This window comes from Pseudomonas sp. UBT, assembly GCF_050915955.1.
Taxonomy (GTDB): domain Bacteria; phylum Pseudomonadota; class Gammaproteobacteria; order Pseudomonadales; family Pseudomonadaceae; genus Aquipseudomonas; species Aquipseudomonas antarctica_A.
Window position 1 is genome coordinate 3,388,424 of record NZ_CP168079.1, and the last position, 25,768, is coordinate 3,414,191.

Sequence of the window (25,768 nt, forward strand, 5' to 3'; positions counted from 1 at the left end):
CATGGGCGATCAGTCACGGATGACCCTCCATTTCTTATCCAGGCTCTGGCGGCGTGGTGTGCTGCTGGCGTGCCTGCTGCTGGGCGCGCCAGCGTGGGGTGCGGACATCCTGCTGACTGCCGCCGAAGACGGTGCCGGCGTACAAGTCTTTGCCCAGGCCCTCGCCCGGCAGCGCCCCGAAGACCATGTGACCTTTACCCCGCTCAAAGACCTGCCCGCTCCGAGCCAGTTGCCTGCCAGCACCCGCCTGATCCTGCTGGACCTGCCCGGTCTCGACTGGCGCCTGCAGGACACTCAGGGTCCGCCGACCCTGGTGTTGCGCATCAGCCGCCTACAAGCTCGCCAACGCCTGGGCAACGCTCAGCCGGCGAAAATCAGCCTGCTGTGGAGCGACCCGCCACTGGCACGCCAGTTGAACCTGATTGCCAACATCCTGCCCCAGGCTCGACGCATCGGCGTGCTCTACGGCGCCGACAGTGAATTCCTGCTGCGCGAATTGGCCCAATACGCCGCGCCCATGGGGCTGGAGATCGTGCCGCAGCTCTGGGACAACATCAGTGACAGCCGCCCGCTGCAAAACCTGCTCAAGAACAGCGATGTGCTGCTCGGCCTTGACGACCCACGGCTGTACAACCCGAAAACCGTGAAGAACCTGTTGCTCAGCAGCTACTCCCAGCAACTGCCCCTGGTGGGCCCCAACGCCGGGTTCGTCAAGGCGGGCAGCCTGGCCAGCACCTACAGCGACCAGGCCGACTGGCTCGATGTGCTCGATCGGCTGCTGGACCACTCGCCGGCCAGTTGGCCGCGCACCTTGTACCCGGAACACTTCAAAGTCGTGGGCAACCCGCAAGTCGCGCGCTCACTGGGGATCGAACAGGTTGACGAAGCCGCCGTCGCCGCCCGATTGGCCGAAGGAGAAAAACGTCCATGACCTTGCGTCGTCGTTGGGACATCAACACCCGCACCCAGCTCATCACGCTGGGCCCGGCGCTGTTGCTGACCTTGCTGTTGATCAGCTTCTTTACGTTCGTACGTATCCAGGACCTGCGCCAGGAACTCGACCATACCGGCCAACTGATCGCCAACCAGTTGGCCCCGGCCACCGAGTACGGGGTTATTTCTGGCAACAACGACGTGCTCGAAAGCTTGCTGCGGGCAACCCTGGCCACGCCTCATGTACGCTTCCTGGAGATTCAGGACAGCAGCGAAAACATTCTGGTGTATGTCGAACAGCCGTCGGAAAAACACGACCGTTCGCTGTCGGTGAAAGTGTTCCAGGCACCCATCCGCCTGCAACATATCCAGCTGGGCAATGATTTTTTCCAGGACAACCTTATTGAGCCCAGGACGCGGCGCCCGGATTACCTGGGCCGGGTGATCGTCGGCATGTCCAACGATGCGTTCAGCCAGCGCCAACAGGAAATTCTGTTCAAGGCCGGCATCCTCGCCCTGTTTGCCCTGCTCTTCACCTTCCTGCTGGCACGGCGCCTCGCCGCCAGCCTGTCGCAGCCGATCAGCGCCATGGGCCATGCGGTGAAGGCCATCCAGCAAGGCGACTACAAGACGCCGCTGCCGATCGTCGATGACTCGGAGCTGGGCGACTTGTCGCGTCATATCAACAACCTCGCCGAAGGCCTCAACCAGGCCAGCCGCGAGCAGCATCAGGCCATGGCCCAACTGATCCAGACCCGCGAAGAGGCCGAGCGGGCGAACAATGCCAAGTCGGACTTCCTGGCGATGATGAGCCACGAGCTGCGCACGCCCATGAACGGCGTGCTGGGTATGTTGCAGTTGCTGGAAACCACCGAGATGACCGAGGAGCAGACCGAGTACGCCGCACTGGCGTCAGAGTCCACGGAGCATTTGCTCAAGGTGATTAACGACATCCTCGACTTCTCGCGCATCGAACGCGCCGCACTCGAGCTGGAAAATATCCCGTTCAACCTCGCAGACTTGATCAGCAGTTGCGCGCAGGCCTTCCAGCACAGCGCCCAGCAGCGCGGGTTAACACTGGAGTTGCCGATTCCGCCGGGCATGGACTCACTGCGGGTGCAGGGCGACCCGACGCGTATCCGGCAGATCCTGGTGAACCTGATCGGCAACGCGCTCAAGTTCACTGAACACGGCACCGTGACCGTCGAACCCCATTGGCAAACCCTCGACCATGAACTGGTGTGGTTCACCTGCACCGTGCGCGACAGCGGCATCGGGATTTCCGCTGAACGCCTGGAGTTGATGTTCGACGCGTTCCAGCAGGCCGACAGCTCCATTTCAAGACGTTACGGCGGCACCGGCCTGGGCCTGCCCATTGCCCGTACGCTGGCTGAACGCATGGGCGGCACACTGCGCGCCCAAAGCGAAGAAGGCCGTGGCTCGGTGTTTACCCTGGAAATTCCACTGGCCATCGACCAGCACAGCCTGCCTGCGATCGCGCAGGACCGCGAAGGCAAAACCGGCGCAGGCGACGGTCGCCATGTGTTGCTGGTGGAAGACAACCCGGTCAATCGCACCGTGGTCGAAGCCATGCTGCGCAGCCTGGGGTTTGAAGTGAGCCTGGCCACCGATGGCGCCGAGGCAATCCGAAGCGCCGAGAGCCTGATATTTACGGCAATCCTGATGGACTGCCGCTTGCCATTGATCGACGGCTACGAAGCCACGAGGCAGATTCGCCAGCTGCCAGGCTGCGCCGACCTGCCGATCATCGCCCTGACGGCCAACGCTTTGCAGGGTGATCGCGAAGCTTGCCTGGCAGCGGGAATGAACGATTACCTGGCTAAGCCGTTCAAACGCACGGATTTGCAGCAAATCCTGCAGCGCTGGGTGCAATAGCGCCGCGCCATCAACCAACTGCGACTGGCGTGAAAGACGAAAGTGCGGCAGTCTTAGGCACCCAAACGGGCCGATAAACAGGCTCGGTTTAAAATTTCAGTGAACAAGTGTACATTGAGTGCCTTGACGCTGTGACTTTCACTACAACGCAATAGTCTATGTGTAGGCTGCCGATATGAGGCATGAACGCTTCATTCGGTTCGGGAAGATTTGCCCTACCCTGCCGCATGGGATTATTGAGGAGCTCGCATGACCAAACAAAACGCCTTTACTCGGGAAGACCTGCTGCGCTGCAGTCGCGGTGAGCTGTTCGGCCCAGGTAACGCGCAACTGCCCGCCCCGAACATGCTGATGGTGGATCGCATCACCCATATCAGCGAAGAAGGTGGCAAGTACGGCAAAGGTGAATTGGTCGCCGAGCTGGATATCACCCCTGACCTGTGGTTCTTCGCGTGCCATTTCGAAGGTGACCCTGTCATGCCGGGCTGCCTGGGCCTCGACGCCATGTGGCAACTGGTTGGCTTCTACCTGGGCTGGCAAGGCCTGCCGGGCCGCGGTCGTGCCCTGGGTTCGGGCGAAGTGAAGTTCTTTGGCCAAGTCTTGCCGACCGCCAAGAAAGTCACTTACAACATTCACATCAAGCGCGTCCTCAAGGGCAAGCTGAACCTGGCCATCGCCGACGGTTCGGTGACTGTCGACGGTCGCGAGATCTATACTGCCGAAGGCCTTCGGGTCGGCGTATTCACTTCCACTGACAACTTTTAAGGGTTATCCGCATGCGCCGCGTCGTTATCACTGGTCTGGGCATCGTTTCTTGCCTGGGCAATGACAAAGAGACCGTCACCGCTAACCTGCGTGCAAGTCGCCCTGGCATCCGCTTTAACCCGGAATATGCCGAAATGGGTCTGCGTAGCCAGGTTTCCGGCTCCATCGACCTGCCCCTCGAAGAACTGATCGATCGCAAGATCTATCGCTTCGTCGGCCACGCTGCCGCTTACGCTTACCTGGCCATGAAAGACGCCATTGCCGATTCCGGCCTGAGCGAAGACCAGGTATCGAACGTACGCACCGGCCTGATCGCCGGCTCCGGCGGCGCATCCACCCTGAACCAGATGGAAGCGCTGGACATCCTGCGCGAAAAAGGCGTGAAACGCGTTGGCCCGTACCGTGTAACGCGGACCATGGGCAGCACTGTTTCGGCCTGCCTGGCCACGCCGTTCCAGATCAAGGGTGTGAACTACTCGATCTCCTCCGCCTGCGCCACCAGTGCTCACTGCATCGGTACTGCGGTTGAGCAGATCCAACTGGGCAAACAAGACATCGTGTTCGCCGGTGGCGGTGAAGAAGAGCATTGGAGCCAGTCGTTCCTGTTCGATGCCATGGGCGCCCTGTCCACCCAGTACAACGAAACCCCGGAAAAGGCCTCCCGCGCCTACGACGCCAAGCGTGACGGTTTCGTCATCGCCGGCGGTGGCGGCATGGTCGTGGTCGAGGAGCTGGAACACGCCCTGGCCCGTGGTGCGAAGATCTACGCGGAAATCGTCGGCTACGGCGCCACTTCCGACGGCTACGACATGGTTGCGCCAAGCGGTGAAGGCGCCATCCGTTGCATGCAGATGGCCATGTCCACCGTTGACACCCCAATCGACTACCTGAACACCCACGGCACGTCGACTCCGGTCGGCGACGCCAAGGAAATGGAAGGTGTGCGTGCGGTATTCGGCGACAAGGCTCCGGCCATCAGCTCTACCAAGAGCCTGTCCGGTCACTCCCTGGGCGCCGCCGGCGTTCACGAAGCGATCTACTGCCTGCTGATGATGGAAGGCAACTTCATGGCCGGTTCGGCCAACATCGAAGAGATCGACCCGGTCGTTGCCGATATGCCGATCCTGACCAAGACCGTTGAAAACGTCAAAATCGACACCGTGATGAGCAACAGCTTCGGCTTCGGTGGCACCAACGCCACCCTGGTACTGAAACGCTGGCAGGGCAAGTAAGCCCCGCAGGTGGATCATGTAAAAAAGCCCCGACTGGTTCGGGGCTTTTTTATGGGCAACTGAAAAGGTGAGACCGAGTCGCCCGCATTGCAGCATAGGTATCTACCTATCTTTTTTTACGGGTTGAGTGCTGTGGTTGTCGGGGGGCGCTGAGTACATATCCGTTGTTTGGGTTACGGCTGACATGGGTTCCGGCATCACGAAGCGGGCCGCCGCGACGGGCCGTCCCTGCCCCGTCGCGGCTAAACCGGCGTCCTGCCGGTTTACCCGCTCCGTAATACCTCCGTTCGGCCAGCGTGGTTAACGGGGCGCCTAAGATCAAAATCAACAGCAGATCAAAATCAAAAGCAGAGCACGGCGGCCTGGTAGCCGACCTGATCTTGGAAGCTGAACCCCATCAAATGTGGGAGCGGGCTTGCTCGCGAAAGCGGTGTGTCAGTTACAAATAAGTTGACTGACACACCGCATTCGCGAGCAAGTCGAATCGTCGCACCGCCGCTCCCACATTTGGAACTCATTTCATCCGGTAAAAGTGGTGTTGCTGTGCTGTTGCCCTGCTTTTGCTTCAACCACTCAGGTCGGCTACCAGGCCGCCGTGCTCTGCTGTTGATCTGCTGTTGATCTTGATCTGACAGGCCCCGTTAACCTCGATGGCCGAACGCAGGCTCAAAGCAACACAAAGAGTTGCGTAGATACCCATGCGTACCGCAGGCAAGCCAGCGCCCACATGCTGAATTGTGAACACAGTCAAATGTGGGGGCCAGCTTGCCTGCGATTGAATAACCGCGGTCTTGCGCCCTACACCGAAAACCGCGCCACCATCGTGTTCAGATCCACCGCCAACCGCGACAGCTCCTGGCTCGCCGCACTGGTCTGATTGGCGCCGGTCGACGTCTGATGCGCCAGATCACGAATATTCATCAAGTTGCGATCCACTTCCCGCGCCACCGCCGCCTGCTGCTCCGAGGCACTGGCAATCACCAGGTTGCGCTCGTTGATCAGGGTAAATGCCGACGCAATTTCTTCCAGCGCCGTGCCCGCCGACTTGGCGATATCCAGCGTGGAGCGCGCCCGGGTATTGCTCTGCTGCATCGAACTGACGGCCTGATCGGTGCCCTGCTGAATGCCGCTGATCATCAGCTCAATTTCCTGGGTCGACTGTTGCGTGCGATGGGCCAAGGCCCGCACCTCATCCGCCACCACGGCAAAACCGCGCCCGGCATCCCCGGCCCGCGCCGCTTCGATCGCGGCATTCAGCGCCAGCAGGTTAGTCTGTTCGGCAATCGAGCGAATCACGTCCAGCACCTTGCTGATGCCATAGACCTTTTGCGCCAATTCTTCGACCTGAGTGGCATTGGCGGTCACGTCCGTGGCCAACGCCTCAATCGACTCCACTGTCTGGTGCACCTGAGCACGCCCGCGCTGGGCGATGCGGTCGGACTCGCGCGACGCCTGCGACGTGGCCACCGCGTTGCTCGCCACTTCTTCCACCGCCGCCGTCATCTGGTTCACCGCCGTGGCGGCCTGTTCGATTTCCTGGTTCTGCTGGTGCAGGCCACGGGTCGCGTCCTCAGTGACGCAACTGAGTTCTTCGGAAGCCGAAGCCAACTGGTTAGAGGATTCGCCAATACGCCGGATGGTGTCGCGCAGATTTTCCTGCATGCCCTTGAGCGCCTGCTGCAAGCGCGCCGGCTCATCATTGCCGGTCACGTTGATCTCACCGGTCAGGTCGCCACTGGCGACGCCCTGCGCGACTTTCAGTGACTGTGCCAACGGCAGCACGATGCTGCGGGTCAGCCACACCGCCAACCCAATGGTAATCAGCGCCGTGAGCACGATCATGCCGACCACCCAGGTACGCGATTGAGTGAACACGCTTTGCGCCAGGCTTGCGGCCAGGTTGGCATTGGTTTTGTTCAAAATGACCAGATCATGCAGAGTGCCGGCCATCTGATCGGCCAGTTGATTCATCTCACCGTTGACGATCTTGATCGCATCGTCCAACTGGTTGGCCTTGGAGAGCGTCATCACCTGCTCTTGGCGTTGCAGGTATTGCTGCTCTTCGGTCTTGAAACGATCAAACAGCGTGCGTTCTTCGGGCAGGACGATCAGCCCCTCGTAAAGTGTCTGGGCGTGGGACATGCCATTTTTCAGATCGGTCAGTTTTTGCTCGTTCTGCGCCAGCGCCTGCGGATCACGGTTGACCACCAACCGCAGGGTCAGCGCGCGAACCCTTAACAGATCCTGGCTCATATCCCCCACCGCCATCACGCTGGGCAGCCAGTTGTTCTCCACCTGGTCCGACTGCTGGCGCATGTTGGCCATCTGCAGCAGTGCGAAGCCGCCCAAGGCGAACACCATCAACGCCAACACGCCAAAGCCCAAGCCGGCGCGGGGAGCGATATTCAGACTACGGATACTCATTGCCTGGTTCCTTCCAAATGCGCTGCATCCACCTGCAGCGGGTCTCCTGAAAGCTATCGGCCCTTCAGCCAAATTGCGTAAGACGAAAACGCGATATCAATGTGCCTGCTCATCGCGAGCGTGTTTAGGCAGAATGGCCAGGAAGTTATCGCGCGCAACCTTACGGGCCACGTCCTCCGGCAGCGCGTCCAGGAAAGGATCAAAGCGGCGCATTTCCTTACCGAGCTTATTGAAGCGCCCTACAACATCCGAACCCACCATGAAGCGCTCAGGGAAGCGTTCAACCAGCTTTAACCATTGCGCGCGAGGCTTACCTGCCTCATCCAGCAAGTACGGCGTGAGCATGCTCCAAGAGAGGTCGATGTACAGATTGGGATAGGCTTGCAACATACGGCTCAAGGTAGGGAGCAAGAAGTCCATCTGTACCTGATGGCGATGGATCTCTTTACTGGTACCCGCATGCGCCCAGATAAAACGCGTGTGCGGGTGGTTGCGCAGCGATGTCTCCACCTCCGGCAGGTACAGTGGGTTGCGTTCGCGCTTGGAGGTGATGTTCGAGTGCAGCATCACCGGCAAATCGTTTTCGGCGGCGAGGTGATAGACGCGCGTCATGGCTTCATTGTTGGCCCGCGGGGTGTCACCTGCCGTCAAGGCCGTCAGGTCGTCGTGCCGTGTGAACACTTCACCAATGCCCTGCCAGAGCCCTGGGTTGAGGTCGAGCATGCGTTGGATATGCGCCGCCGAGTTCTTGTCGTTAGGGTTAAAGCCGGACAAAAACGGATGAAAATGCTGACGCTGCTCAGGGGTGAGTGTGTTCACCGCTGCCGCGACGATCACGTCGGTGGCGCTGTACCAATAGGCATCGGCATCGTCACCCGCGTAGTAACGCGGGCGCTTGGGTTCGTCTTCGTGCCATTTCTTGGCCACAGGAATGCCGGAAATCATCACATGCTCGATGCGATTATCCGCCATGGCCTTAAGCAGCGTGTCCATGCCTGCCGTTTCCTGGAAGAAGTCGACGTAATGCAGGTGCGCATCGCTGTAGGCATATTCGCGGGCCTGCACGACGAGGCTACTGGCAGCGAGCAACAGGGCAAGACTGAGGCGGGTCCAAGGCACGGTAAAATCTCATAGGGGTGAATTGCGGTAGACCTTGCGCGATGCAAACGGGTTCACCGGCAAAAAACGCGGAACACCCCAGTGCCAGCATGTTCTATAACTGCATGACCTTCATCCTGCCAATCTGTGAGGTTTACCATGCCTGTTACCGTCAACACCCTGAACCACGACAACTTTCGCCACAGTGTGAATATCAATAACCACGAACTGTTCACCGATTTGCCCAAAAGCCTGGGCGGCGACGACTCGGCGCCCTCCCCCCACGATTATTTCGATGCTGCCCTGGCCTCGTGCAAGGCGCTGACCGTCAAACTGTATGCCCAGAAAAAAGACATTCCCCTCACCGGCGTCACCGTGGAAGTCACCCACGACAGCACCGAGGAGCAAAAAGGCAAATACACGCTCAACGTCAAGTTAACCCTCAAGGGCGTGCTCACCGATGAACAGCGCGACGAGCTGCACCGCGTGGCTGATAGCTGCCCCGTGCATAAACTGATGACCACCGCAGAAGTCACCATCGAGACGAAACTGTCCGAAGGCGCTTTCAGCCAGTAGCGCCATCCACCCGTCGAGCGGGTTATGCTCAGGGCCATCTAACCCGCTCAGACAGGGACGCACCATGACCACCCTCACCGTGATCCGCCCGCGCGCCGAAGATGTTGAAGGCCAGCCGATCCTGCGCCCGTTGCCGTCGCGCGAATGCCGCAGCGTCGGGCCTTTTGTGTTCTTCGACCACATGCTGCTGACGCGTTATGCGCCGGGCACCGGCATGAATATCCGCCAGCACCCGCATATCGGGCTGTCGACGCTCACTTATCTATTCGAAGGTGCCTTGCAGCACAAAGACAGCCTCGGCTCGGACCAGTTGGTGCAAGCCGGCGACGTCAGCTGGATGACGGCCGGCAGTGCGATTGCCCACGTCGAACGCACGCCCGAGGCGATCAAGGCTGAAGGTTTCAGCCTGCATGGCCTGCAAGTGTGGCTGGCCTCACCCAAAGACCATGAGACGGGGCCTGGGCATTACAGCCATCACTCGGCGGCGACCCTGCCAGTCAGTGACAACCTGGGCGTGCAGATTCGTCTGATCGCCGGTAGCGGCTTCTGTCTCAAATCACCGGTGCCGGTGCTGTCGCCTACGTTGTATGCCGAGGTGCAGATGCAGACGGCCACGACGCTGTTGATCCCGGATGAGCACGAGGAACGGGCGGTGTATGTGCTGGAGGGTGAGGCGCAGCTGGACGGCGAGGTGTTGGCAGTGAACAGCCTGGTGGTGCTGCCTGCCGGGCAGGCAATGGCACTGTTTGCTGAAAGCGATTGCCACCTGATGGTGTTTGGCGGTGCGCCACTGGATGGGCCACGGCGGATCAACTGGAATTTTGTGGCGAGCGATCCGGCCATGATCGAACAGGCGCGGCAGCGTTGGGCGGCTGGGGATTGGCCGACGGTGCCGGGAGAGTCTGAAAGGATTGAGTTGCCTGTCAGATAGCTATCGCAGGCAAGCCAGCTCCCACATTTAACCGTGTTCACCAATCAAAATGTGGGAGCGGGCTTGCTCGCGAAGAGGCCGGCACAGGCGCTAAAGATTTAGCCCTTGAACACTTCATCCAACAAGTTATGCATCGAATGGAACGCCCGCGCAGCGGTCTTCGCGTCGTACATCATCTTGCCCGGCACATTGGCATGCGGGTCAGTGAAGGAATGCACCGCACCGCCGTAGCTCAGCAACTGCCAATCCACACCGGCCGCGTTCATTTCATCTTCAAACGCCGGCAACTGTTCCTTGGGCACCAACGGGTCGGAAGCGCCGTGCAGTACCAGCACTGAACCTTTGATGTTTTTCGCATCCGCCGGGTTCGGCGTGTCGAGAGTGCCGTGGAACGACACGGCGGCCTTCAACGCTGCGCCGGTACGCGCCAGTTCCAGGGTGCAGCAACCGCCAAAGCAGAAACCGAACGACGCGAGTTTCGCGGTATCGACAGCGGCTTCGGTCTGGCCTTGCAGTTGCTCAAAGGCTGCCTGCATACGCTTGTTCAGCAATGGGCGGTCATTTTTCAACGGCATCATTGCCGCGCCCGCTTCATCGCCATTCGATGGGCGTACGGTTTGCCCGTACAGGTCGGCGATCAGCACCACGTAGCCCTTGGCGGCGACGCTTTTGGCAATGTCTTCGGCACCCGCACTCACACCCATCCAGTTCGGTGCCATCAACAGACCCGGCAGCGGGCCCTTATGGCTGGCATCGAATGCCAGGCGGCTTTCATAAGACTGGCCATCAATCTGATAGACCACGGAACGCACAGTGACTTGGCTCATCATTTACTCCAGTTGAGGTGCACTAGAACGAAAAAACCCGCCGAAGCGGGTTTTTCTACAACGGTGTTAAACCGACAGTTCAACCAACAGCTTGTTCAATCGGCGCACGTAGGCGGCCGGGTCTTTCAAGCTGTCGCCAGCGGCCAGGGCCGCCTGGTCGAAGAGGATGTGCGACAAGTCGCCAAAACGCTCTTCGCTTTGCTCGCCGTCGAGTTTCTCGATCAGCGGGTGAGCCGGGTTGAATTCGAAGATCGGCTTGGAGTCCGGAACCTTCTGACCGCTCGCTTCCAGGATCTGACGCATCTGCATGCCCAGGTCCTGCTCGCCGATGGCCAGAATCGCCGGGGAGTCGGTCAGACGGTGCGAAACCCGCACTTCGCTGACAGCATCGCCCAGAGCGGTCTTGATCCGCTCAACCAGGCCTTCTTTGGCCTTGGCGACTTCTTCGGCTTCCTTCTTCTCTTCTTCGGAGTCCAGGTTACCCAGGTCCAGGTCGCCACGGGCCACGTCGACGAAGGTTTTGCCGTCGAACTCGCTGAGGTAGCTCATCAGCCACTCATCGATACGGTCGGTCAACAGCAGCACTTCGATGCCTTTCTTGCGGAAGACTTCCAGGTGCGGGCTGTTCTTGACCTGAGCGTAGGTTTCGCCGGTCAGGTAGTAGATCTTGTCCTGACCTTCCTTGGCGCGTGCCAGGTACTCGGCCAGCGACACAACCTGCTCACCGTCTTCACCTTGGGTAGATGCAAAACGCAGCAGGCCGGCGATTTTTTCCTTGTTGGCAAAATCTTCCGCCGGGCCTTCTTTCATGACCTGACCGAAGTTTTTCCAGAAGCCCTTGTATTGCTCAGGCTCGTTCTTCGCCAGTTTTTCCAGCATGTCGAGCACGCGCTTGGTCAGCGCCGACTTCATGGAGTCGATGATCGGGTCTTTCTGCAGGATTTCCCGCGACACGTTCAGCGACAGGTCGTTGGAGTCGACCACGCCTTTGATAAAGCGCAGGTACAGCGGCAGGAAGGACTCTGCCTGGTCCATCACGAACACGCGCTGCACGTACAGCTTCAAGCCTTTGGGCGCTTCACGCTGGTACAGGTCGAACGGAGCACGCGCCGGTACGTAGAGCAGCGAGCTGTATTCCAGCTTGCCTTCGACCTTGTTGTGGCTCCAGCTCAGCGGGTTTTCGTAGTCGTGAGCGATGTGCTTGTAGAACTCCTGGTATTCCTCGTCTTTGACTTCAGTACGAGGACGCGTCCACAAGGCGCTGGCACGGTTGACCACTTCCCATTCCTGGGCAGGCTGCTCTTCGCCTTCGGCAGCAGCTTGCTCTTTCGGCAACTCGATCGGCAGCGCGATGTGGTCGGAGTATTTCTTGATGATATTGCGCAGGCGCCAGCCATCGGCGAACTCATCTTCAGCCGCTTTCAGGTGCAGCACGATGCGGGTACCACGGTCAGCCTTGTCGAGGGTGGCGATTTCGAACTCGCCCTCACCTTTGGAAGACCAGTGCACACCTTCGCTGGCGGCGAGGCCGGCGCGGCGGCTGAACACTTCAACCTTGTCGGCAACGATAAAGGCCGAGTAAAAGCCCACACCGAATTGACCGATCAGGTGCGAATCCTTTTTCTGATCGCCCGACAGGTTCTTCATGAAATCTGCGGTGCCGGATTTGGCGATGGTGCCCAGATGGGTGATCGCGTCTTCACGGCTCATGCCGATACCGTTGTCTTCGAGGGTGACGGTCTTGGCGTCCTTGTCGAAGCTCACACGGATTTTCAGTTCGGCGCCACCTTCCAGCAATTCAGGCTTGGACAGGGCTTCGAAACGTAATTTGTCGACAGCGTCAGAGGCGTTCGAGATCAATTCGCGAAGGAAGATTTCCTTGTTGGAATACAGCGAATGGATCATGAGGTGCAGCAGTTGCTTCACCTCGGTCTGGAAGCCCAGGGTTTCCTTTTGAGTTTCCACACTCATGGTCATCAAACTCCAATTGGATGGCAGTGGCCGCGCCCTTAAGGGTTGGCGGCGGGTTGTCATCAAAGTTGGGGGCTAAGACCAGGATTTCAAGGGCGCGCTGTTTCCTCAATCTTGAAATGTGCGCGAGCGGTGGCAATCGGTTCGGCCGGGGTGCTTTGCCAGGCAGTGATTGCCACATTGGCGACGCGCCGGCCCTGGCGCCACACCTGGCATCTGGCGTAAGTGTCGCGAAACTGGCCGGCGCGCAGGTAATCCAGGGAAAAATCGATGATTTTCGGCAGGCCCGGCGCGCCGGTAAATACCAGAAGGTGCAGCGCCGCCGACAGCTCCATAAACCCGGCAATCACCCCACCGTGCAGCGCCGGCAATATGGGGTTACCAATGTTGTCCTTGTTGGCCGGCAGACGAAACAGCAATTCATCCCCCAACCTTGTGCATTCAATGCCAATCAGCTTGGCGTAGGGGACCAGGTCGAGCAGCGCCTCGTAGTTACCCCGGTGATGGGCCTGTTCGAGGCGGGTCTTGAATCGATGTGTCATGCCTGCTCTCCCTTGAGGGTGCTGCCCAGCCCTTGCGTGCCCTTGAGGCGCTTGCCCATGCGCATGAACGTGCCGACCACGTGGGCGATGGGCTGCTGCGGATCATCCTGGTAGGCGAAGCCGCGGGTGAAGATCACGTCGGTGGTCACCCGATAGCATTGGGCGAAGCCGTACACGGGCTTGTGCGGTTCGGCGGGATGCATGTAGTCGACACGCAGGTCGAGCGTCGGGCACACCTCGAACTCCGGCAAGACACACAGCGTGGCCATGCCGCAGGCAGTGTCCATCAAGGAGGTCAGCGCGCCACCGTGAATCACGCCGGTTTGAGGATCGCCGACGATGCTCGGGCTGTAAGGCAGGACCAGCGTCATGCCCTCCTCGCTGGCAGCATGGACGGTGATGCCTAATACCTGGCAGTGGGGCAGCGCCGAAACAAAGCGTGTGGCACGCGCTAACAAGGGATTTTCGGTCATGTGTTCAGACTCTTATTAGTGTCGATTAGAGGCGTCCGGGGGCAAGGGCAAAAGTTCCTTGAGCGTCACGTTTTATATATCTTTGAAACAAAAGGAACTAATGCTGGCCGTCTAAGCTCGAAAGGCCAGTAGATATCTTCACTAAGGAGAAACACCCCATGCGCAAGACTTTAGCTATTTCCATGATGCTGGCTGCTGCCCTCGGCCTCGCTGCCTGCGATAAGAAATCCGAAGACAAAGCCCAAGATGCCCAAGCGCATTCTGAGCAAGCTCAGAAGGACATGGCGAAAGCACAGGATAAAGTGAACGACGCTGCAAAAGAAAACGCCGATGCTGCCAAAGCTCAGGCTGATGCGAACGCTGAAAAAGCAAAAGAAGACGGTACCGCTACTCCAGTAGCACCTGCCAAGCCTTAATAGCCTGGCAACTGCTGCAAAAAGGAAGCCCGCTTACATAGCGGGCTTTACTTTGTCTGCTGTTTTTTCAGCGCCCAAAAGTTTAATTAACCTTGGCGCCACGCGTTAAGACACGGCTTCTTTAGCCGGCTCCGTCACCGGCATATCAGTTGGCGTGTAGACCATGACCTGCAGTACGTCGGAATGAAACTCGCGGCGATACAGCACCAACACTACCCCGCTGCTCATCAACATGAATAACCACGGGCTGACAAACCAGGCCAGCATGGTCATGCCAAAGTAATAAGCACGCAGGCCAAAGTTGAACTGGTTGGCCGCCATGGAAATCACCCGCGCTGCCCGCAGGGCGAACGCGTTGCGCTCCTGCTCCGACACATGCCGTTCACCAATCATCGGCGCCGACCCCACCAGCACCGCGGCGAAGTTGTATTGGCGCATGCACCAGCTGAAGGTGAAAAACGCATAGACGAACACCAGTGCCAGGCACAGCAGCTTGATTTCCGACATGCCCTGGGACGCCTGTTGCACCATGGGAATGTCCGCCAGCAACGATACCGCACGCTCGGAAGCACCCAGCACTGTCAGGATACCGGCGAGGATGATCAAGGTACTGGATGCGAAGAACGAGGCATTGCGCTCCAGGTTACCGATCACGCTGGCATCGGCGATACGGTTATCGCGCAGCAACATGCGGCGCATCCAGTCTTCACGATACAGATGCAGCACGCTGGCCAGGCACGCAGTGTCACGGGCCTTCCACGTGGCGTATCGGGTGTAACCGCCCCAGCACAATACGAACCAGAGGGCAGCAAGCAGGTGGATCTGATTGGTTTCAACGAACGACATGCGGGGGCCTTTTGCTCGGTGTACGGATATTAATGCGATCTAAATGTGGGAGCGGGCTTGCTCGCGAACGCGGTGTGTCAGTCTCCTGGTGCATTACTGATCCACCGCGTTCGCGAGCAAGCCCGCTCCCACACTGACCGTATTCCACACTTTAGGGGTTGTGGTCTCACACACAAAAAAATGCCCCGTATCGATTGATACGGGGCATTTCAGTACAGCGTGAAACCGCGGGTTAAGCGATGGCTTCGCTGCGTTTGCCAAGCATGCGGTCAACCACTACGGCAACGACCAGCGTCATCACCGCGGGTACCAGCCACGCCAGGCCTTGCTCGCTCAGCGGCAGATGTGCCAACTGCGCAGGCATCCAATCCGCCAGGCCCGCGCCCTTGAGCGCATCAATGCAACCAAAGATGAACGACACCAGCATGACCGGGCCGACGATGCGGCCCTGCTCGAGCCAGAAATCTTTGCAGAAGCTCAGGGCCACCAGCACGATGCACGGCGGGTAGATCGCGGTGAGTACCGGGATCGAGAAGGCAATCAGCTTGGTCAGGCCCAGGTTGGACACAAACAGCGAGAACAGCGCCAGGATTACTACCAGCGTCTTGTAGGACAGCGGCAGGACTTTGCTGAAGTACTCGGCACACGCGCAGGTCAGGCCAACAGCGGTGACCAGGCACGCCAGAGAGATCAGCACAGCGAGGAAGCCACTGCCCAGGGAGCCGAACGTGTGTTGCACGTAAGCATGCAGCACGGCAGCGCCATTGCTTGCACCGGCGGCCACGGCATGGCTGCCCGACCCCAGACGGAACAGGCTGATGTACACCAGGGCCAGGCCCACGCCGGCAATCAGCCCGGCGATGATCGCGTAGCGGGTGATCAGCTGTGGCGATTCAACGCCACGGGAACGGATGGCATTGACGATGACGATACCGAATACCAGCGCGCCGAGGGTATCCATGGTCAGGTAACCATTGATGAAGCCCTGGGAGAACGGTGCGGCGACGTATTCCGGCGTCGCGACGCCCACGTCACCGGCCGGCAAGGCAAACGCGGCGATGCCGAGAATGGCCAGGGCGATGATTTTCAGCGGCGCCAGGAAGCGACCTACGGTATCCAGCAGTCGGCCCGGGTAGAGGGAAACAAAGAACACCACCAGGAAATACACCGAGCTGTAGAGGAACAGCGCCAACGGGCTTTCGCCGGTCAGCGGCGCCAGGCCCACTTCAAACGAAACGGTCGCAGTGCGCGGAGTGGCGAACAATGGCCCTACCGCCAGATACGCCGCCGCCGCGAGCAGGCCGCCGGCAATCTTGCCAATCGGGCTGCTCAACGCGTCCATACCGCCGCCGACCTTGGCCAGGGCGATCACGGTGACCACCGGCAGACCGACCGCGGTGATCAGGAAGCCCAGCGCTGCCATCCACACGTGAGGCCCGGACTGCAAACCAACGATAGGCGGGAAGATGATGTTGCCGGCGCCCACGAACAGGGCGAAGGTCATAAAGCCTAACGCCAGGACATCCTGGCTTTTCAACACTTTCATTTAAGGAAATACCACACTACTGAATCGGAATTTAGAGAGGGATTCCCTGTGGATGAGGGAACTGCTGCCGGTCCTGATGGGGACCGACCGGTCTAGCGCGCAGCTTCCTTTTGGGATGCGGACGCATAAAGAGGCGGCTAGAGTACAGAATTAGGCCGACAAACGCACTGTTGCGGGGCGAACTGTCCGATAAGCGACATCACAATGTCGCGTTTTCATACTTAATTTTGACAATACAGCCCCATGTGGGAGCTGGCTTGCCTGCGATGCGGGCGACTCGGTCCATCAGGTAAACCGAGTCGATGCTATCGCAGGCAAGCCAGCTCCCACATGTGAACGGGGCATCCAATCTGATGAGCAATACCCAGAACGCACAAAGGCCACCCGAAGGTGGCCTTTGTGTGGATAAAGCGTCAGCTAAGCGCGAGGCTTACTTGACAGCCCAACCGGTCAGCTCGGACAAAGCCTTGCCGATGTCTGCCAGCGAACGCACGGTTTTAACGCCTGCGTCTTCCAGGGCAGCAAACTTCTCGTCTGCTGTGCCTTTGCCGCCGGAGATGATTGCGCCAGCATGGCCCATGCGCTTGCCAGCAGGGGCAGTCACACCAGCGATGTAGGAAACAACCGGCTTGGTCACGTGTGCCTTGATGTAGGCAGCCGCTTCTTCTTCAGCCGAACCGCCGATCTCACCGATCATGACGATCGCTTCGGTCTTCGGGTCTTCCTGGAACAGTTTCAGGATGTCGATGAAGTTCGAGCCTGGGATCGGGTCACCGCCGATACCGACGCAAGTCGACTGGCCGAAACCGGCGTCAGTCGTTTGCTTGACAGCTTCGTAGGTCAGGGTGCCGGAACGGGAAACGATACCGACTTTGCCTGGCAAGTGAATGTGACCAGGCATGATGCCGATCTTGCATTCGCCTGGAGTGATCACGCCTGGGCAGTTAGGGCCGATCAGGACTACGCCCAGCTCGTCACACTTAACTTTAGCGTCCAGCATGTCCAGGGTAGGAATGCCTTCGGTGATGCAAACGATCAGCTTGATGCCGCCGAATGCCGCTTCCAGGATCGAGTCTTTGCAGAAAGGAGCTGGAACGTAGATCACGCTGGCGGTGGCGCCAGTGGCAGCTACAGCGTCTTTCACGGTGTTGAACACTGGCAGACCCAGGTGCTCGGTGCCGCCCTTACCAGGAGTAACGCCACCCACCATCTTGGTGCCGTATTCGATGGCTTGCTGGGTGTGGAAACTACCTTGCGAACCGGTAATACCCTGGCAGATAACTTTGGTGTCTTTATTGATCAGGACGCTCATTATTTGCCCTCCGCAGCTTTGACAACTTGTTGAGCAGCGTCGGTCAGGCTGGTAGCCGCGATGATGTTCAAACCGCTTTCTGCCAGTACTTTAGCGCCCAGTTCAGCGTTGTTACCTTCAAGGCGAACAACAACCGGGATTTTAACGCCGACTTCTTTCACTGCACCGATGATGCCTTCGGCAATCATGTCGCAACGAACGATGCCGCCGAAGATGTTGACCAATACTGCAGCGACGTTAGTGTCGGACAGGATGATCTTGAAGGCTTCGGTAACGCGTTCTTTGGTAGCACCGCCGCCCACGTCGAGGAAGTTGGCTGGTTTGCCGCCATGCAGGTTGACGATGTCCATGGTACCCATGGCCAGGCCAGCACCGTTGACCATGCAACCGATGTTACCTTCCAGGGCTACGTAGTTCAGTTCGAACTTGGCAGCGTGCGCTTCGCGCGGATCGTCTTGCGACGGATCGTGGAAAGTTTTCAGCTTAGGCTGACGGTACATGGCGTTGGCGTCGATGTTGATCTTGGCGTCGAGGCAGTGCAGATCGCCGTCAGCCTTGATCACCAGCGGGTTCACTTCCAGCAGGGCCAGATCGTGATCCTGGAACAGTTTGGCCAGACCTACGAAGATCTTGGCGAACTGGGCAACTTGCTTGCCTTCCAGACCCAGCTGGAAAGCCAGTTCGCGACCCTGGAATGGCTGAGCGCCAACCAGTGGATCGATCGTGGCTTTCAGAATTTTTTCTGGAGTGTCGTGAGCGATCTTCTCGATGTCCACGCCACCTTCGGTGGAAGCCATGAACACGATGCGACGGCTCGAACGGTCAACGACAGCGCCCAGGTACAGCTCTTTAGCGATATCAGTGCACGATTCAACCAGGATCTTGGTGACTGGTTGGCCATTGGCATCAGTCTGGTAAGTCACCAGACGCTTGCCCAGCCACTGCTGTGCGAAGGCCTTGGCGTCTTCTTTGCTGCGAACCAGCTTAACGCCGCCCGCTTTACCGCGACCACCAGCGTGGACCTGGGCTTTGACAACCCACTCGGTACCACCGATTTTGTCGCAAGCTTCTGCTGCTGCTTCCGGGGTGTCTACTGCGTAGCCCTGGGATACTGGCAGGCCGTATTCAGCGAACAGCTGCTTACCCTGATACTCGTGAAGATTCATGCTTTTTACCGTCTTCGTTAGGTACTGCGCATTCGGCGCTGCGCTCATTATGAGTGCCGCGCCACCTGTGACTGCTGCTTGCGCAACTTGCGGGGCTCAAGGCCCGTAAAGCTGCGCAAGACTGCGTCCAGCGGACATTCCGCGGTGAGTCTTGCGCGCAAGGCTCACGACGGGCAACCGCCGTGGTTTCTTATTATCTCGCTTAGCGCTTCTTGCGGTTGGCGATGTGGATGGCGCCGCCATTCACTGCCAACGCTGCTTCGTGCAACGCTTCGGACAGGGTCGGATGGGAGAAGACCATCATGCCCAGGTCCTCGGCACTGGTGCCGAATTCCATACCGATCGCGCCTTGCTGAACCAGTTCTGCAGCGCTCGGGCCAATCACGTGGACGCCCAATACGCGGTCAGTCTTGGCATCAGCGATGACTTTGACAAAACCACCGGTGTCGTTGGCTGCCATGGCACGGCCAGAAGCGGCAAACGGGAAGGTGCCGACGTTAACTTCAACGCCTTCAGCTTTCAACTGCTGTTCGTTCTTGCCGACCCATGCAATTTCCGGGTGGGTGTAGATAACCGATGGGATCAGGTCGTAGTTCATCTGGGTTTTGTGGCCCTTGATGCGCTCGACAACCATGATGCCTTCTTCGGAAGCCTTGTGCGCCAGCATCATGCCGCGAACCACGTCGCCAATGGCGTACACGCCAGGAACGGTGGTAGCGCAGTGATCGTCAACGTGGATGAAACCACGCTCGTCGATGTTCACGCCGCTGTCGGAAGCCAACAGGTCAGCTGTGACTGGACGGCGACCAACGGCAACAATCAGCTTGTCGAAAGTGATGGTCTGTTCGCCATCCTTGTCGGTGTAGGTCACGACAACTTCTTCGCCGTTAACCTTCGAGCCGGTCACGCGAGCACCCAGCTTGATGTCCAGACCTTGTTTGGTCAGGGTTTTGTAGGCTTCTTTGGACACCGCAGTGTCGGCAGCCAGCAGGAACGTGTCCAGGGCTTCCAGAACGGTCACTTCGGAACCCAGACGCGACCATACCGAACCCAGTTCCAGACCGATTACGCCAGCGCCGATCACGCCCAAACGCTTGGGAACCGCTTGGAATTCCAGGGCGCCGGTCGAATCAACGATCACGTTCTGGTCAACTGGAGCCGGTGGAATGTCGATTGGGCGCGAGCCTGGAGCCAGGATCACGTTTTCGGCTTCGATGACTTCTACCGAGCCGTCTGGCTTGGTGATTTCAACTTTCTTGCCGGCCAGCAGTTTGCCGTGGCCTTGCAGGGAAGTCACACCGTTGGCCTTGAACAAGGTCGCAACGCCGGAAGTGAGGCCTTTAACGATGTTGGCTTTACGGCCGACCATTGCTGGCACGTCCATGGTCACGCCAGCGTGGTTGATGCCGTGGATCGCGAAACCGTCTTGGGCTTCGTGGAATTTCCAGGAGCTGTCCAGCAGCGCCTTGGAAGGAATGCAACCGACGTTCAGGCAAGTACCGCCCAGCGCCAGTTTGCCTTCCTTGTCGGTGTATTTTTCGATGCAAGCAGTCGAGAGGCCCAGTTGTGCGGCCTTGATGGCGGCAACGTAGCCGCCAGGACCTGCACCAATCACTACGACGTCAAATTTCTGTGTCATGAAAATAGATCCTCTATTAGCTCGGAGCGTCAAGCTTCAAGCTTCAAGCTGCAAGCCAAACTGCGTTTACTTGCAGCTTGTAGCTCACAACTTGAAGCTGCCTCAATCAAATATCCAGCAGCAGACGAGCCGGGTCTTCCAGCAGGTTCTTGATGGTCACCAGGAAAGTCACGGCTTCTTTACCATCGATCAGGCGGTGATCGTAAGACAGTGCCAGGTACATCATTGGGCGGATCACGACTTGGCCGTTGATGGCCATCGGACGCTGGATGATGTTGTGCATGCCCAGGATCGCAGCTTGTGGCGGGTTGACGATCGGGGTCGACATCATCGAACCGAAGGTACCACCGTTGGTGATGGTGAAGGTACCACCGGTCATCTCGTCGATGGTCAGCTTGCCATCACGGGCTTTCTTGCCGAAGCCAGCGATGCCGCCTTCGATTTCAGCCAGGCTCATCAGCTCGGCGTTACGCAGAACCGGTACGACCAGGCCACGGTCGCTGGACACGGCAACGCCGACGTCGGCATAACCGTGGTAAACGATGTCGCTGCCGTCGATGGAAGCGTTGACTGCCGGGAAGCGTTTCAGCGCTTCGGTGGCCGCTTTCACGAAGAACGACATGAAGCCCAGGCGCACGCCATTGTGGGACTTCTCGAACAGGTCCTTGTACTTCGAACGCAGGGCCATGACTTCAGTCATGTCGACTTCGTTGAAAGTGGTCAGCATCGCCATGTTCGACTGTGCTTCAACCAGACGCTTGGCCACGGTGGCACGTACACGAGTCATCGGTACGCGCTTCTCGGTGCGGTCGCCAGCAGCGAACACAGGCGCAGCGGCAGCTGGAGCAGCAGCCTTGGCAGGTGCGGCGGCCGGAGCGTTTTTCTTGGCTTCAACGGCAGCAACCACGTCTTCCTTGGTCACACGGCCGTCTTTGCCGGTGCCTTTGATGGAAGCCAGATTGATGCCGTTTTCTTCGGCCAGCTGACGCGCAGCCGGTGCAGCGATTGGATCTTCACCAGCGGCAGCTGGAGCAGCGGCTGGAGCGGAAGCAGCAGCAGGTGCAGCAGCAGCCGGAGCAGGTGCAGCAGCGCCGCCTGCTTCGATCGAGCCCAGGATCTGGTTCGACAGGACGGTAGCGCCCTCTTCAGCAACGATCGCGCCCAGCACGCCGTCAGCTTCGGCCAACACTTCCAGAACGACTTTGTCGGTCTCGATGTCGACGATCAGGTCATCACGCTTTACAGCGTCGCCTGGTTTCTTGTGCCAGGTGGCAACGGTGCCATCGGCAACCGATTCCGGGAATGACGGGGCTTTGATTTCGATAGCCATTATCTGTGGGTCCTTAAAATTCGGTTTCAGTCAGCGCGAAGGCGTTAAACAGTGAAAGCATCTTGCAGCAGTTTTTCCTGCTGCTCGGCGTGCATCGACGCATAACCACACGCAGGTGCAGCAGAAGCATCACGACCGGCATACTCAAGGCCAAGGCCTGTCTTGTGGTTGCCGATGCTGCGACGCAAATGATGCTGGCTGCTGTACCAAGCGCCCTGGTTCATCGGTTCTTCCTGGCACCACACCGCATGGGTGAGGTTGGTGTAAGGCGCGATGGCCTCCATCAGGTCGTCTTCCGGGAACGGGTAAAGCTGCTCGATACGCACGATGGCGATGTCTTCGCGGCCTTCGGCACGGCGTTTTTCCAGCAAGTCGTAGTAAACCTTGCCGCTGCACAGGATCAGGCGAGTGACCTTGGCTGCGTCCAAGGTGTCGATTTCTGGAATAACGGTCTGGAACGAACCGTCGGCCAGATCTTCCAGGGTCGAGATGGCCAATTTGTGACGCAACAGCGACTTCGGAGTCAGCACTACCAGCGGCTTGCGCAGCGGGCGGATCACCTGACGACGCAGCAAGTGGTAGATCTGGGCCGGGGTAGTCGGCACGCACACCTGGATGTTGTGCTCGGCGCACAGCTGCAGGTAACGCTCCAGACGGGCCGAAGAGTGCTCCGGACCCTGACCTTCATAACCGTGTGGCAGCAGCATGGTCAGACCGCACAGACGGCCCCACTTGTGCTCACCGCTGGTGATGAACTGGTCAATAACCACTTGGGCACCGTTGGCGAAGTCGCCGAACTGGGCTTCCCAGATCACCAGCGCCTGAGGCGTGGTGGTGGAGTAACCGTATTCGAACGCCAGTACGGCTTCTTCGGACAGGAACGAATCGAACAGGTCGAAACGTGGCTGGCCTTCGTAAAGGTGTTGCAGCGGAATGTAGGTGCCCGCGTCTTTCTGGTTGTGCAATACCGCGTGACGGTGCGAGAACGTACCACGGCCGATATCCTGGCCGGTCATGCGGATCGGGTGACCTTCGAACGCCAGGGTCGCGTACGCCATGGTTTCGGCGTAACCCCAGTTGATCGGCAGGCCGCCGGCTTGCATCTTCTGACGGTCTTCGTAGATCTTCGCAACCTGGCGCTGCACAACGAAGCCTTCTGGAATTTCCAGCAGCTTGGCAGACAGTTCCTGCAAGGTTTTCAGATCGAACGAGGTGTCGTGACGCGCAGTCCAGGCGTGGCCCAGGTACGGACGCCAGTCAACGAACAGCTCTTTGTTCGGCTCTTTAACCAGGCTTTTTACGACATGCAGACCGTTGTCCAGCGCGTTGCGGTATTCATCGACTTTCGCCTGCACACGCGCATCGTCAACCACGCCGGCCTTGGTCAGGCTTTCGGCGTACAGCTCACGGGTGGTGCGCTGCTTGGCGATTTGCTGGTACATCAACGGCTGGGTGCCGCTAGGCTCATCCGCTTCGTTGTGACCGCGACGGCGGTAGCAAACCAGGTCGATCACCACGTCACGCTTGAACTGCATGCGGTAGTCGATAGCGAGCTGGGTCACGAACAACACGGCTTCCGGATCATCACCATTCACATGGAGGATCGGCGCCTGGATCATCTTGGCAACGTCGGTGGCGTACTCGGTAGAGCGCGCGTCCAGCGGGTTGCTGATGGTGAAGCCTACCTGGTTGTTGATGACGATGTGAACCGTACCGCCAGTCTTGAAGCCGCGAGTCTGCGACATCTGGAACGTTTCCAGAACCACGCCTTGGCCGGCGAATGCCGCGTCACCGTGGATGGAAATCGGCAGGACCTTTTCGCCGGTGGCATCGTTACGACGATCCTGACGAGCACGGACCGAACCCTCGACCACTGGGGAAACGATTTCCAGGTGGGATGGGTTGAACGCCATGGCCAGGTGAACTTCACCGCCGGTGGTCATCACGTTGGACGAGAAGCCCTGGTGGTATTTAACGTCACCGGAACCCAGTTCGACCTTCTTCTTGCCTTCGAACTCGTCGAACAGCTCGCGCGGGTTCTTGCCGAAGGTGTTGACCAACACGTTCAGGCGACCACGGTGAGCCATGCCGATCACGACTTCCTTGGTGCCATAGGAACCGGAACGCTGGATCAGCTCGTCGAGCATTGGAATGAGGCTCTCGCCGCCTTCCAGGCCAAAACGCTTGGTGCCCGGGTATTTGGTGCCCAGGTATTTCTCGAGACCTTCAGCTGCGGTCACGCGCTCGAGCAGGTGGCTGCGTACGTCGGCGGACAGCACCGGACGGCCACGCACACCTTCCAGGCGATGCTGGAACCAGTGGCGTTGCTCGGAATCGGTGATATGCGTGAACTCAGCGCCGATGGTGCGGCAATATGTCTGCTGCAACGCTTCGTGAATTTCGCGTAGGCTCGCTTCCTCTTTGCCGATGAACAGGTCGCCGGCACGGAAGGTCGTATCAAGATCGGCATTGGTCAAGCCGTAATGATTGATCGACAGGTCAGCAGGTGCAGGACGCTGCCAGAGCCCCAGCGGGTCAAGCTGGGCCGCCTGGTGGCCACGCATCCGGTAAGCCTGGATCAGTCGCAATACTTCAACTTGCTTCTTCTCATGCTCGCTGCTCACGCTCCCGGCGGAAACCGGCTGAGCGCGGCGCTGGTTCTTTGCCAGCAGCACAAACTGATCGCGAATTGTTGCGTGCGATACATCGGTGGCAGCGTTGCCGTCTGAAGACAACGTCTGAAATTTGGTGCGCCATTCTTCTGGCACAGCGTTAGGGTCGTGCAGGTAGAGCTCATAAAGCTCTTCCACATAGGCAGCGTTACCACCTGAAAGATAGCCGCTGTTCCACATGCGCTGCATCACGCTTTCTTGCATGCTTGGTCACCCTCGATTTGGGGACACCACCGGCGGAAACACCGAGTTTGCTTGCAAAAGGCCAAGTGCAGCGACCAAAACAAGCCACTTAGGATCACGCTGATAGTTCGGGTACCAACCCGAATGCCCCTGCTTGTCTCATTTCTTCAAAATAAGAGCCGCGGCTTTGTAAGTCGCTGCTCAAGTTAAAACTACGGCGCCGGTTGAAGCCTGCGCCGTAGCATTTACGGGCACAACGGTCCTGCTTTGTTACAACGTCAGTTACACGCCGCTTTGCAGCAGCATGTTACGGATGTGACCAATGGCCTTAGTCGGGTTCAGGCCTTTAGGACATACGTTGACGCAGTTCATGATCCCGCGGCAGCGGAATACGCTGAACGGGTCATCCAGCGAAGCCAGACGCTCGGACGTCTTGGTGTCACGGCTGTCTGCCAGGAAGCGGTACGCTTGCAGCAGAGCGGCTGGACCCAGGAACTTGTCCGGGTTCCACCAGAAGGACGGGCACGAGGTCGAGCAGCAAGCGCACAGGATGCACTCGTACAGACCGTCGAGCTTTTCACGCTCTTCAGGGGACTGCAGACGCTCGATGGCCGGAGCCGGCGTGTCGTTCTGCAGGAACGGCTTAACTTTCTCGTATTGCTTGTAGAAGATGCTCATATCGACGACCAGGTCACGGATAACCGGCAAACCTGGCAGAGGACGAACGATCAGCTTGTTGCCTTTGACGACGGCGGACAGCGGCGTAATGCACGCCAGGCCGTTTTTGCCGTTGATGTTCATGCCGTCGGAACCGCACACACCTTCACGGCAAGAGCGACGATAGGAGAAACCTTCGTCCTGCTCTTTGATCAGTGCCAATACATCCAGCACCATCAGGTCTTTACCACCGGTATCGACCTGGAATTCCTGCATGAACGGCGCAGCGTCCTGATCAGGGTTGTAGCGGTAAACACTGACTTTCAACATGGC

21 protein-coding genes and 1 pseudogene are annotated in these 25,768 nt (G+C 58.8%); 7 read left to right on the forward strand and 15 right to left on the reverse strand.

The window, feature by feature from the left end; genetic code table 11:
• The first annotated feature begins 1 nt into the window (after position 1).
• From ACDZ94_RS15495 to fabB, 4 genes are all read left to right on the forward strand, one after another.
• Positions 2 to 931: an ABC transporter substrate-binding protein gene (locus ACDZ94_RS15495; protein WP_432750410.1), complete on the forward strand. Its 930-nt coding sequence runs from the start codon at positions 2 to 4 to the stop codon at positions 929 to 931.
• Positions 928 to 2,829, forward strand: a complete 1,902-nt coding sequence (locus ACDZ94_RS15500; RefSeq protein ID WP_432750411.1) for an ATP-binding protein — start codon at positions 928 to 930, stop codon at positions 2,827 to 2,829. Before ACDZ94_RS15495 ends, ACDZ94_RS15500 begins: the two co-directional genes overlap by 4 nt.
• Before the next feature lie 249 nt (positions 2,830 to 3,078).
• The gene (fabA, locus tag ACDZ94_RS15505; protein ID WP_032859207.1) at positions 3,079 to 3,594 is read left to right on the forward strand and encodes a 3-hydroxyacyl-[acyl-carrier-protein] dehydratase FabA; all 516 of its coding nucleotides are present in this window, start codon (positions 3,079 to 3,081) and stop codon (positions 3,592 to 3,594) included.
• An 11-nt stretch (positions 3,595 to 3,605) separates the two neighbouring features.
• Positions 3,606 to 4,826 (forward strand): beta-ketoacyl-ACP synthase I, encoded by a 1,221-nt coding sequence (gene fabB / locus ACDZ94_RS15510; protein ID WP_053255243.1) that lies wholly within the window; start codon positions 3,606 to 3,608, stop codon positions 4,824 to 4,826.
• Between the two features lie 798 nt (positions 4,827 to 5,624).
• Here fabB and ACDZ94_RS15515 read toward each other — a convergent pair.
• From ACDZ94_RS15515 to ACDZ94_RS15525, 3 genes and pseudogenes are all read right to left on the reverse strand, one after another.
• Entirely contained in the window at positions 5,625 to 6,488 is an 864-nt protein-coding gene (locus ACDZ94_RS15515; protein WP_407017894.1) for a methyl-accepting chemotaxis protein, read from the reverse strand.
• A 39-nt stretch (positions 6,489 to 6,527) separates the two neighbouring features.
• A pseudogene (locus ACDZ94_RS15520) lies at positions 6,528 to 7,250 on the reverse strand (MCP four helix bundle domain-containing protein); the annotation flags it as partial.
• A 96-nt stretch (positions 7,251 to 7,346) separates the two neighbouring features.
• Positions 7,347 to 8,369, reverse strand: a complete 1,023-nt coding sequence (locus tag ACDZ94_RS15525) for an amidohydrolase family protein (RefSeq protein WP_221294317.1) — start codon at positions 8,367 to 8,369, stop codon at positions 7,347 to 7,349.
• Positions 8,370 to 8,507: 138 nt separating this feature from the next.
• Here ACDZ94_RS15525 and ACDZ94_RS15530 point away from each other — a divergent pair, with 138 nt between their 5' ends.
• Together ACDZ94_RS15530 and ACDZ94_RS15535 are read left to right on the forward strand one after the other, a co-directional pair.
• Positions 8,508 to 8,924 (forward strand): OsmC family protein, encoded by a 417-nt coding sequence (locus ACDZ94_RS15530; RefSeq protein ID WP_432750412.1) that lies wholly within the window; start codon positions 8,508 to 8,510, stop codon positions 8,922 to 8,924.
• 64 nt (positions 8,925 to 8,988) lie between these two features.
• On the forward strand, positions 8,989 to 9,855 hold the full coding sequence (locus ACDZ94_RS15535; RefSeq protein ID WP_432750413.1) for a pirin family protein: 867 nt from the start codon (positions 8,989 to 8,991) through the stop codon (positions 9,853 to 9,855).
• 98 nt (positions 9,856 to 9,953) lie between these two features.
• Here ACDZ94_RS15535 and ACDZ94_RS15540 read toward each other — a convergent pair whose 3' ends face one another.
• The 4 genes from ACDZ94_RS15540 to ACDZ94_RS15555 all read right to left on the reverse strand — a co-directional run bounded on the left by ACDZ94_RS15540 (position 9,954) and on the right by ACDZ94_RS15555 (position 13,668).
• The gene (locus ACDZ94_RS15540; RefSeq protein WP_432750414.1) at positions 9,954 to 10,682 is read right to left on the reverse strand and encodes a dienelactone hydrolase family protein; all 729 of its coding nucleotides are present in this window, start codon (positions 10,680 to 10,682) and stop codon (positions 9,954 to 9,956) included.
• Between the two features lie 66 nt (positions 10,683 to 10,748).
• Positions 10,749 to 12,653, reverse strand: a complete 1,905-nt coding sequence (htpG, locus tag ACDZ94_RS15545) for a molecular chaperone HtpG (protein WP_064454890.1) — start codon at positions 12,651 to 12,653, stop codon at positions 10,749 to 10,751.
• 89 nt (positions 12,654 to 12,742) lie between these two features.
• Positions 12,743 to 13,195: a PaaI family thioesterase gene (locus ACDZ94_RS15550; protein WP_432750415.1), complete on the reverse strand. Its 453-nt coding sequence runs from the start codon at positions 13,193 to 13,195 to the stop codon at positions 12,743 to 12,745.
• Positions 13,192 to 13,668 (reverse strand): PaaI family thioesterase, encoded by a 477-nt coding sequence (locus ACDZ94_RS15555; protein ID WP_432750416.1) that lies wholly within the window; start codon positions 13,666 to 13,668, stop codon positions 13,192 to 13,194. The genes ACDZ94_RS15550 and ACDZ94_RS15555 overlap by 4 nt, the downstream gene beginning before the upstream one ends.
• 158 nt (positions 13,669 to 13,826) lie before the next feature.
• Between ACDZ94_RS15555 and ACDZ94_RS15560 the strand changes: the two genes are divergently transcribed.
• Positions 13,827 to 14,084 (forward strand): hypothetical protein, encoded by a 258-nt coding sequence (locus ACDZ94_RS15560; RefSeq protein WP_053255236.1) that lies wholly within the window; start codon positions 13,827 to 13,829, stop codon positions 14,082 to 14,084.
• 105 nt (positions 14,085 to 14,189) lie between these two features.
• Here the strand turns inward: ACDZ94_RS15560 and ACDZ94_RS15565 are convergent, their stop codons facing one another.
• The 8 genes from ACDZ94_RS15565 to ACDZ94_RS15600 all read right to left on the reverse strand — a co-directional run bounded on the left by ACDZ94_RS15565 (position 14,190) and on the right by ACDZ94_RS15600 (position 25,765).
• Positions 14,190 to 14,930 carry a DUF599 domain-containing protein gene (locus ACDZ94_RS15565; protein ID WP_064451611.1) on the reverse strand — a complete coding sequence of 247 codons (741 nt, stop codon included), beginning with the start codon at positions 14,928 to 14,930 and terminating at the stop codon, positions 14,190 to 14,192.
• Positions 14,931 to 15,162: 232 nt separating this feature from the next.
• Entirely contained in the window at positions 15,163 to 16,476 is a 1,314-nt protein-coding gene (gene brnQ / locus ACDZ94_RS15570; RefSeq protein ID WP_064451610.1) for a branched-chain amino acid transport system II carrier protein, read from the reverse strand.
• A 430-nt stretch (positions 16,477 to 16,906) separates the two neighbouring features.
• Positions 16,907 to 17,788, reverse strand: a complete 882-nt coding sequence (sucD, locus tag ACDZ94_RS15575) for a succinate--CoA ligase subunit alpha (RefSeq protein WP_003210566.1) — start codon at positions 17,786 to 17,788, stop codon at positions 16,907 to 16,909.
• Positions 17,788 to 18,954, reverse strand: coding sequence for an ADP-forming succinate--CoA ligase subunit beta (sucC, locus tag ACDZ94_RS15580; protein WP_064451609.1), 1,167 nt, complete (start codon positions 18,952 to 18,954; stop codon positions 17,788 to 17,790). Before sucC ends, sucD begins: the two co-directional genes overlap by 1 nt.
• Positions 18,955 to 19,156: 202 nt before the next feature.
• Positions 19,157 to 20,593, reverse strand: coding sequence for a dihydrolipoyl dehydrogenase (gene lpdA / locus ACDZ94_RS15585; RefSeq protein ID WP_064451608.1), 1,437 nt, complete (start codon positions 20,591 to 20,593; stop codon positions 19,157 to 19,159).
• A gap of 106 nt (positions 20,594 to 20,699) precedes the next feature.
• A complete protein-coding gene (odhB, locus tag ACDZ94_RS15590) occupies positions 20,700 to 21,923 on the reverse strand; it encodes a 2-oxoglutarate dehydrogenase complex dihydrolipoyllysine-residue succinyltransferase (RefSeq protein ID WP_221294312.1) in 1,224 nt (407 codons plus the stop codon).
• A gap of 44 nt (positions 21,924 to 21,967) precedes the next feature.
• Entirely contained in the window at positions 21,968 to 24,799 is a 2,832-nt protein-coding gene (locus tag ACDZ94_RS15595) for a 2-oxoglutarate dehydrogenase E1 component (RefSeq protein ID WP_064451606.1), read from the reverse strand.
• A 261-nt stretch (positions 24,800 to 25,060) separates the two neighbouring features.
• Positions 25,061 to 25,765: a succinate dehydrogenase iron-sulfur subunit gene (locus tag ACDZ94_RS15600; protein ID WP_003172807.1), complete on the reverse strand. Its 705-nt coding sequence runs from the start codon at positions 25,763 to 25,765 to the stop codon at positions 25,061 to 25,063.
• Positions 25,766 to 25,768 lie beyond the last annotated feature (3 nt).

What these genes read in the sequence shown, in the direction of transcription:
- ACDZ94_RS15495 (WP_432750410.1), top strand. Translation starts at nt 2, where the DNA reads ATGGGCGATCAGTCACGGATGACCCTCCATTTCTTATCCAGGCTCTGG.
- ACDZ94_RS15500 (WP_432750411.1), top strand. Translation starts at nt 928, where the DNA reads ATGACCTTGCGTCGTCGTTGGGACATCAACACCCGCACCCAGCTCATC.
- fabA (WP_032859207.1), top strand. Translation starts at nt 3,079, where the DNA reads ATGACCAAACAAAACGCCTTTACTCGGGAAGACCTGCTGCGCTGCAGT.
- fabB (WP_053255243.1), top strand. Translation starts at nt 3,606, where the DNA reads ATGCGCCGCGTCGTTATCACTGGTCTGGGCATCGTTTCTTGCCTGGGC.
- ACDZ94_RS15515 (WP_407017894.1), bottom strand. Translation starts at nt 6,488, where the DNA reads ATGCAGGAAAATCTGCGCGACACCATCCGGCGTATTGGCGAATCCTCT.
- ACDZ94_RS15530 (WP_432750412.1), top strand. Translation starts at nt 8,508, where the DNA reads ATGCCTGTTACCGTCAACACCCTGAACCACGACAACTTTCGCCACAGT.
- ACDZ94_RS15535 (WP_432750413.1), top strand. Translation starts at nt 8,989, where the DNA reads ATGACCACCCTCACCGTGATCCGCCCGCGCGCCGAAGATGTTGAAGGC.
- ACDZ94_RS15540 (WP_432750414.1), bottom strand. Translation starts at nt 10,682, where the DNA reads ATGAGCCAAGTCACTGTGCGTTCCGTGGTCTATCAGATTGATGGCCAG.
- htpG (WP_064454890.1), bottom strand. Translation starts at nt 12,653, where the DNA reads ATGAGTGTGGAAACTCAAAAGGAAACCCTGGGCTTCCAGACCGAGGTG.
- ACDZ94_RS15550 (WP_432750415.1), bottom strand. Translation starts at nt 13,195, where the DNA reads ATGACACATCGATTCAAGACCCGCCTCGAACAGGCCCATCACCGGGGT.
- ACDZ94_RS15555 (WP_432750416.1), bottom strand. Translation starts at nt 13,668, where the DNA reads ATGACCGAAAATCCCTTGTTAGCGCGTGCCACACGCTTTGTTTCGGCG.
- ACDZ94_RS15560 (WP_053255236.1), top strand. Translation starts at nt 13,827, where the DNA reads ATGCGCAAGACTTTAGCTATTTCCATGATGCTGGCTGCTGCCCTCGGC.
- ACDZ94_RS15565 (WP_064451611.1), bottom strand. Translation starts at nt 14,930, where the DNA reads ATGTCGTTCGTTGAAACCAATCAGATCCACCTGCTTGCTGCCCTCTGG.
- brnQ (WP_064451610.1), bottom strand. Translation starts at nt 16,476, where the DNA reads ATGAAAGTGTTGAAAAGCCAGGATGTCCTGGCGTTAGGCTTTATGACC.
- sucD (WP_003210566.1), bottom strand. Translation starts at nt 17,788, where the DNA reads ATGAGCGTCCTGATCAATAAAGACACCAAAGTTATCTGCCAGGGTATT.
- sucC (WP_064451609.1), bottom strand. Translation starts at nt 18,954, where the DNA reads ATGAATCTTCACGAGTATCAGGGTAAGCAGCTGTTCGCTGAATACGGC.
- lpdA (WP_064451608.1), bottom strand. Translation starts at nt 20,593, where the DNA reads ATGACACAGAAATTTGACGTCGTAGTGATTGGTGCAGGTCCTGGCGGC.
- odhB (WP_221294312.1), bottom strand. Translation starts at nt 21,923, where the DNA reads ATGGCTATCGAAATCAAAGCCCCGTCATTCCCGGAATCGGTTGCCGAT.
- ACDZ94_RS15595 (WP_064451606.1), bottom strand. Translation starts at nt 24,799, where the DNA reads ATGCAAGAAAGCGTGATGCAGCGCATGTGGAACAGCGGCTATCTTTCA.
- ACDZ94_RS15600 (WP_003172807.1), bottom strand. Translation starts at nt 25,765, where the DNA reads ATGTTGAAAGTCAGTGTTTACCGCTACAACCCTGATCAGGACGCTGCG.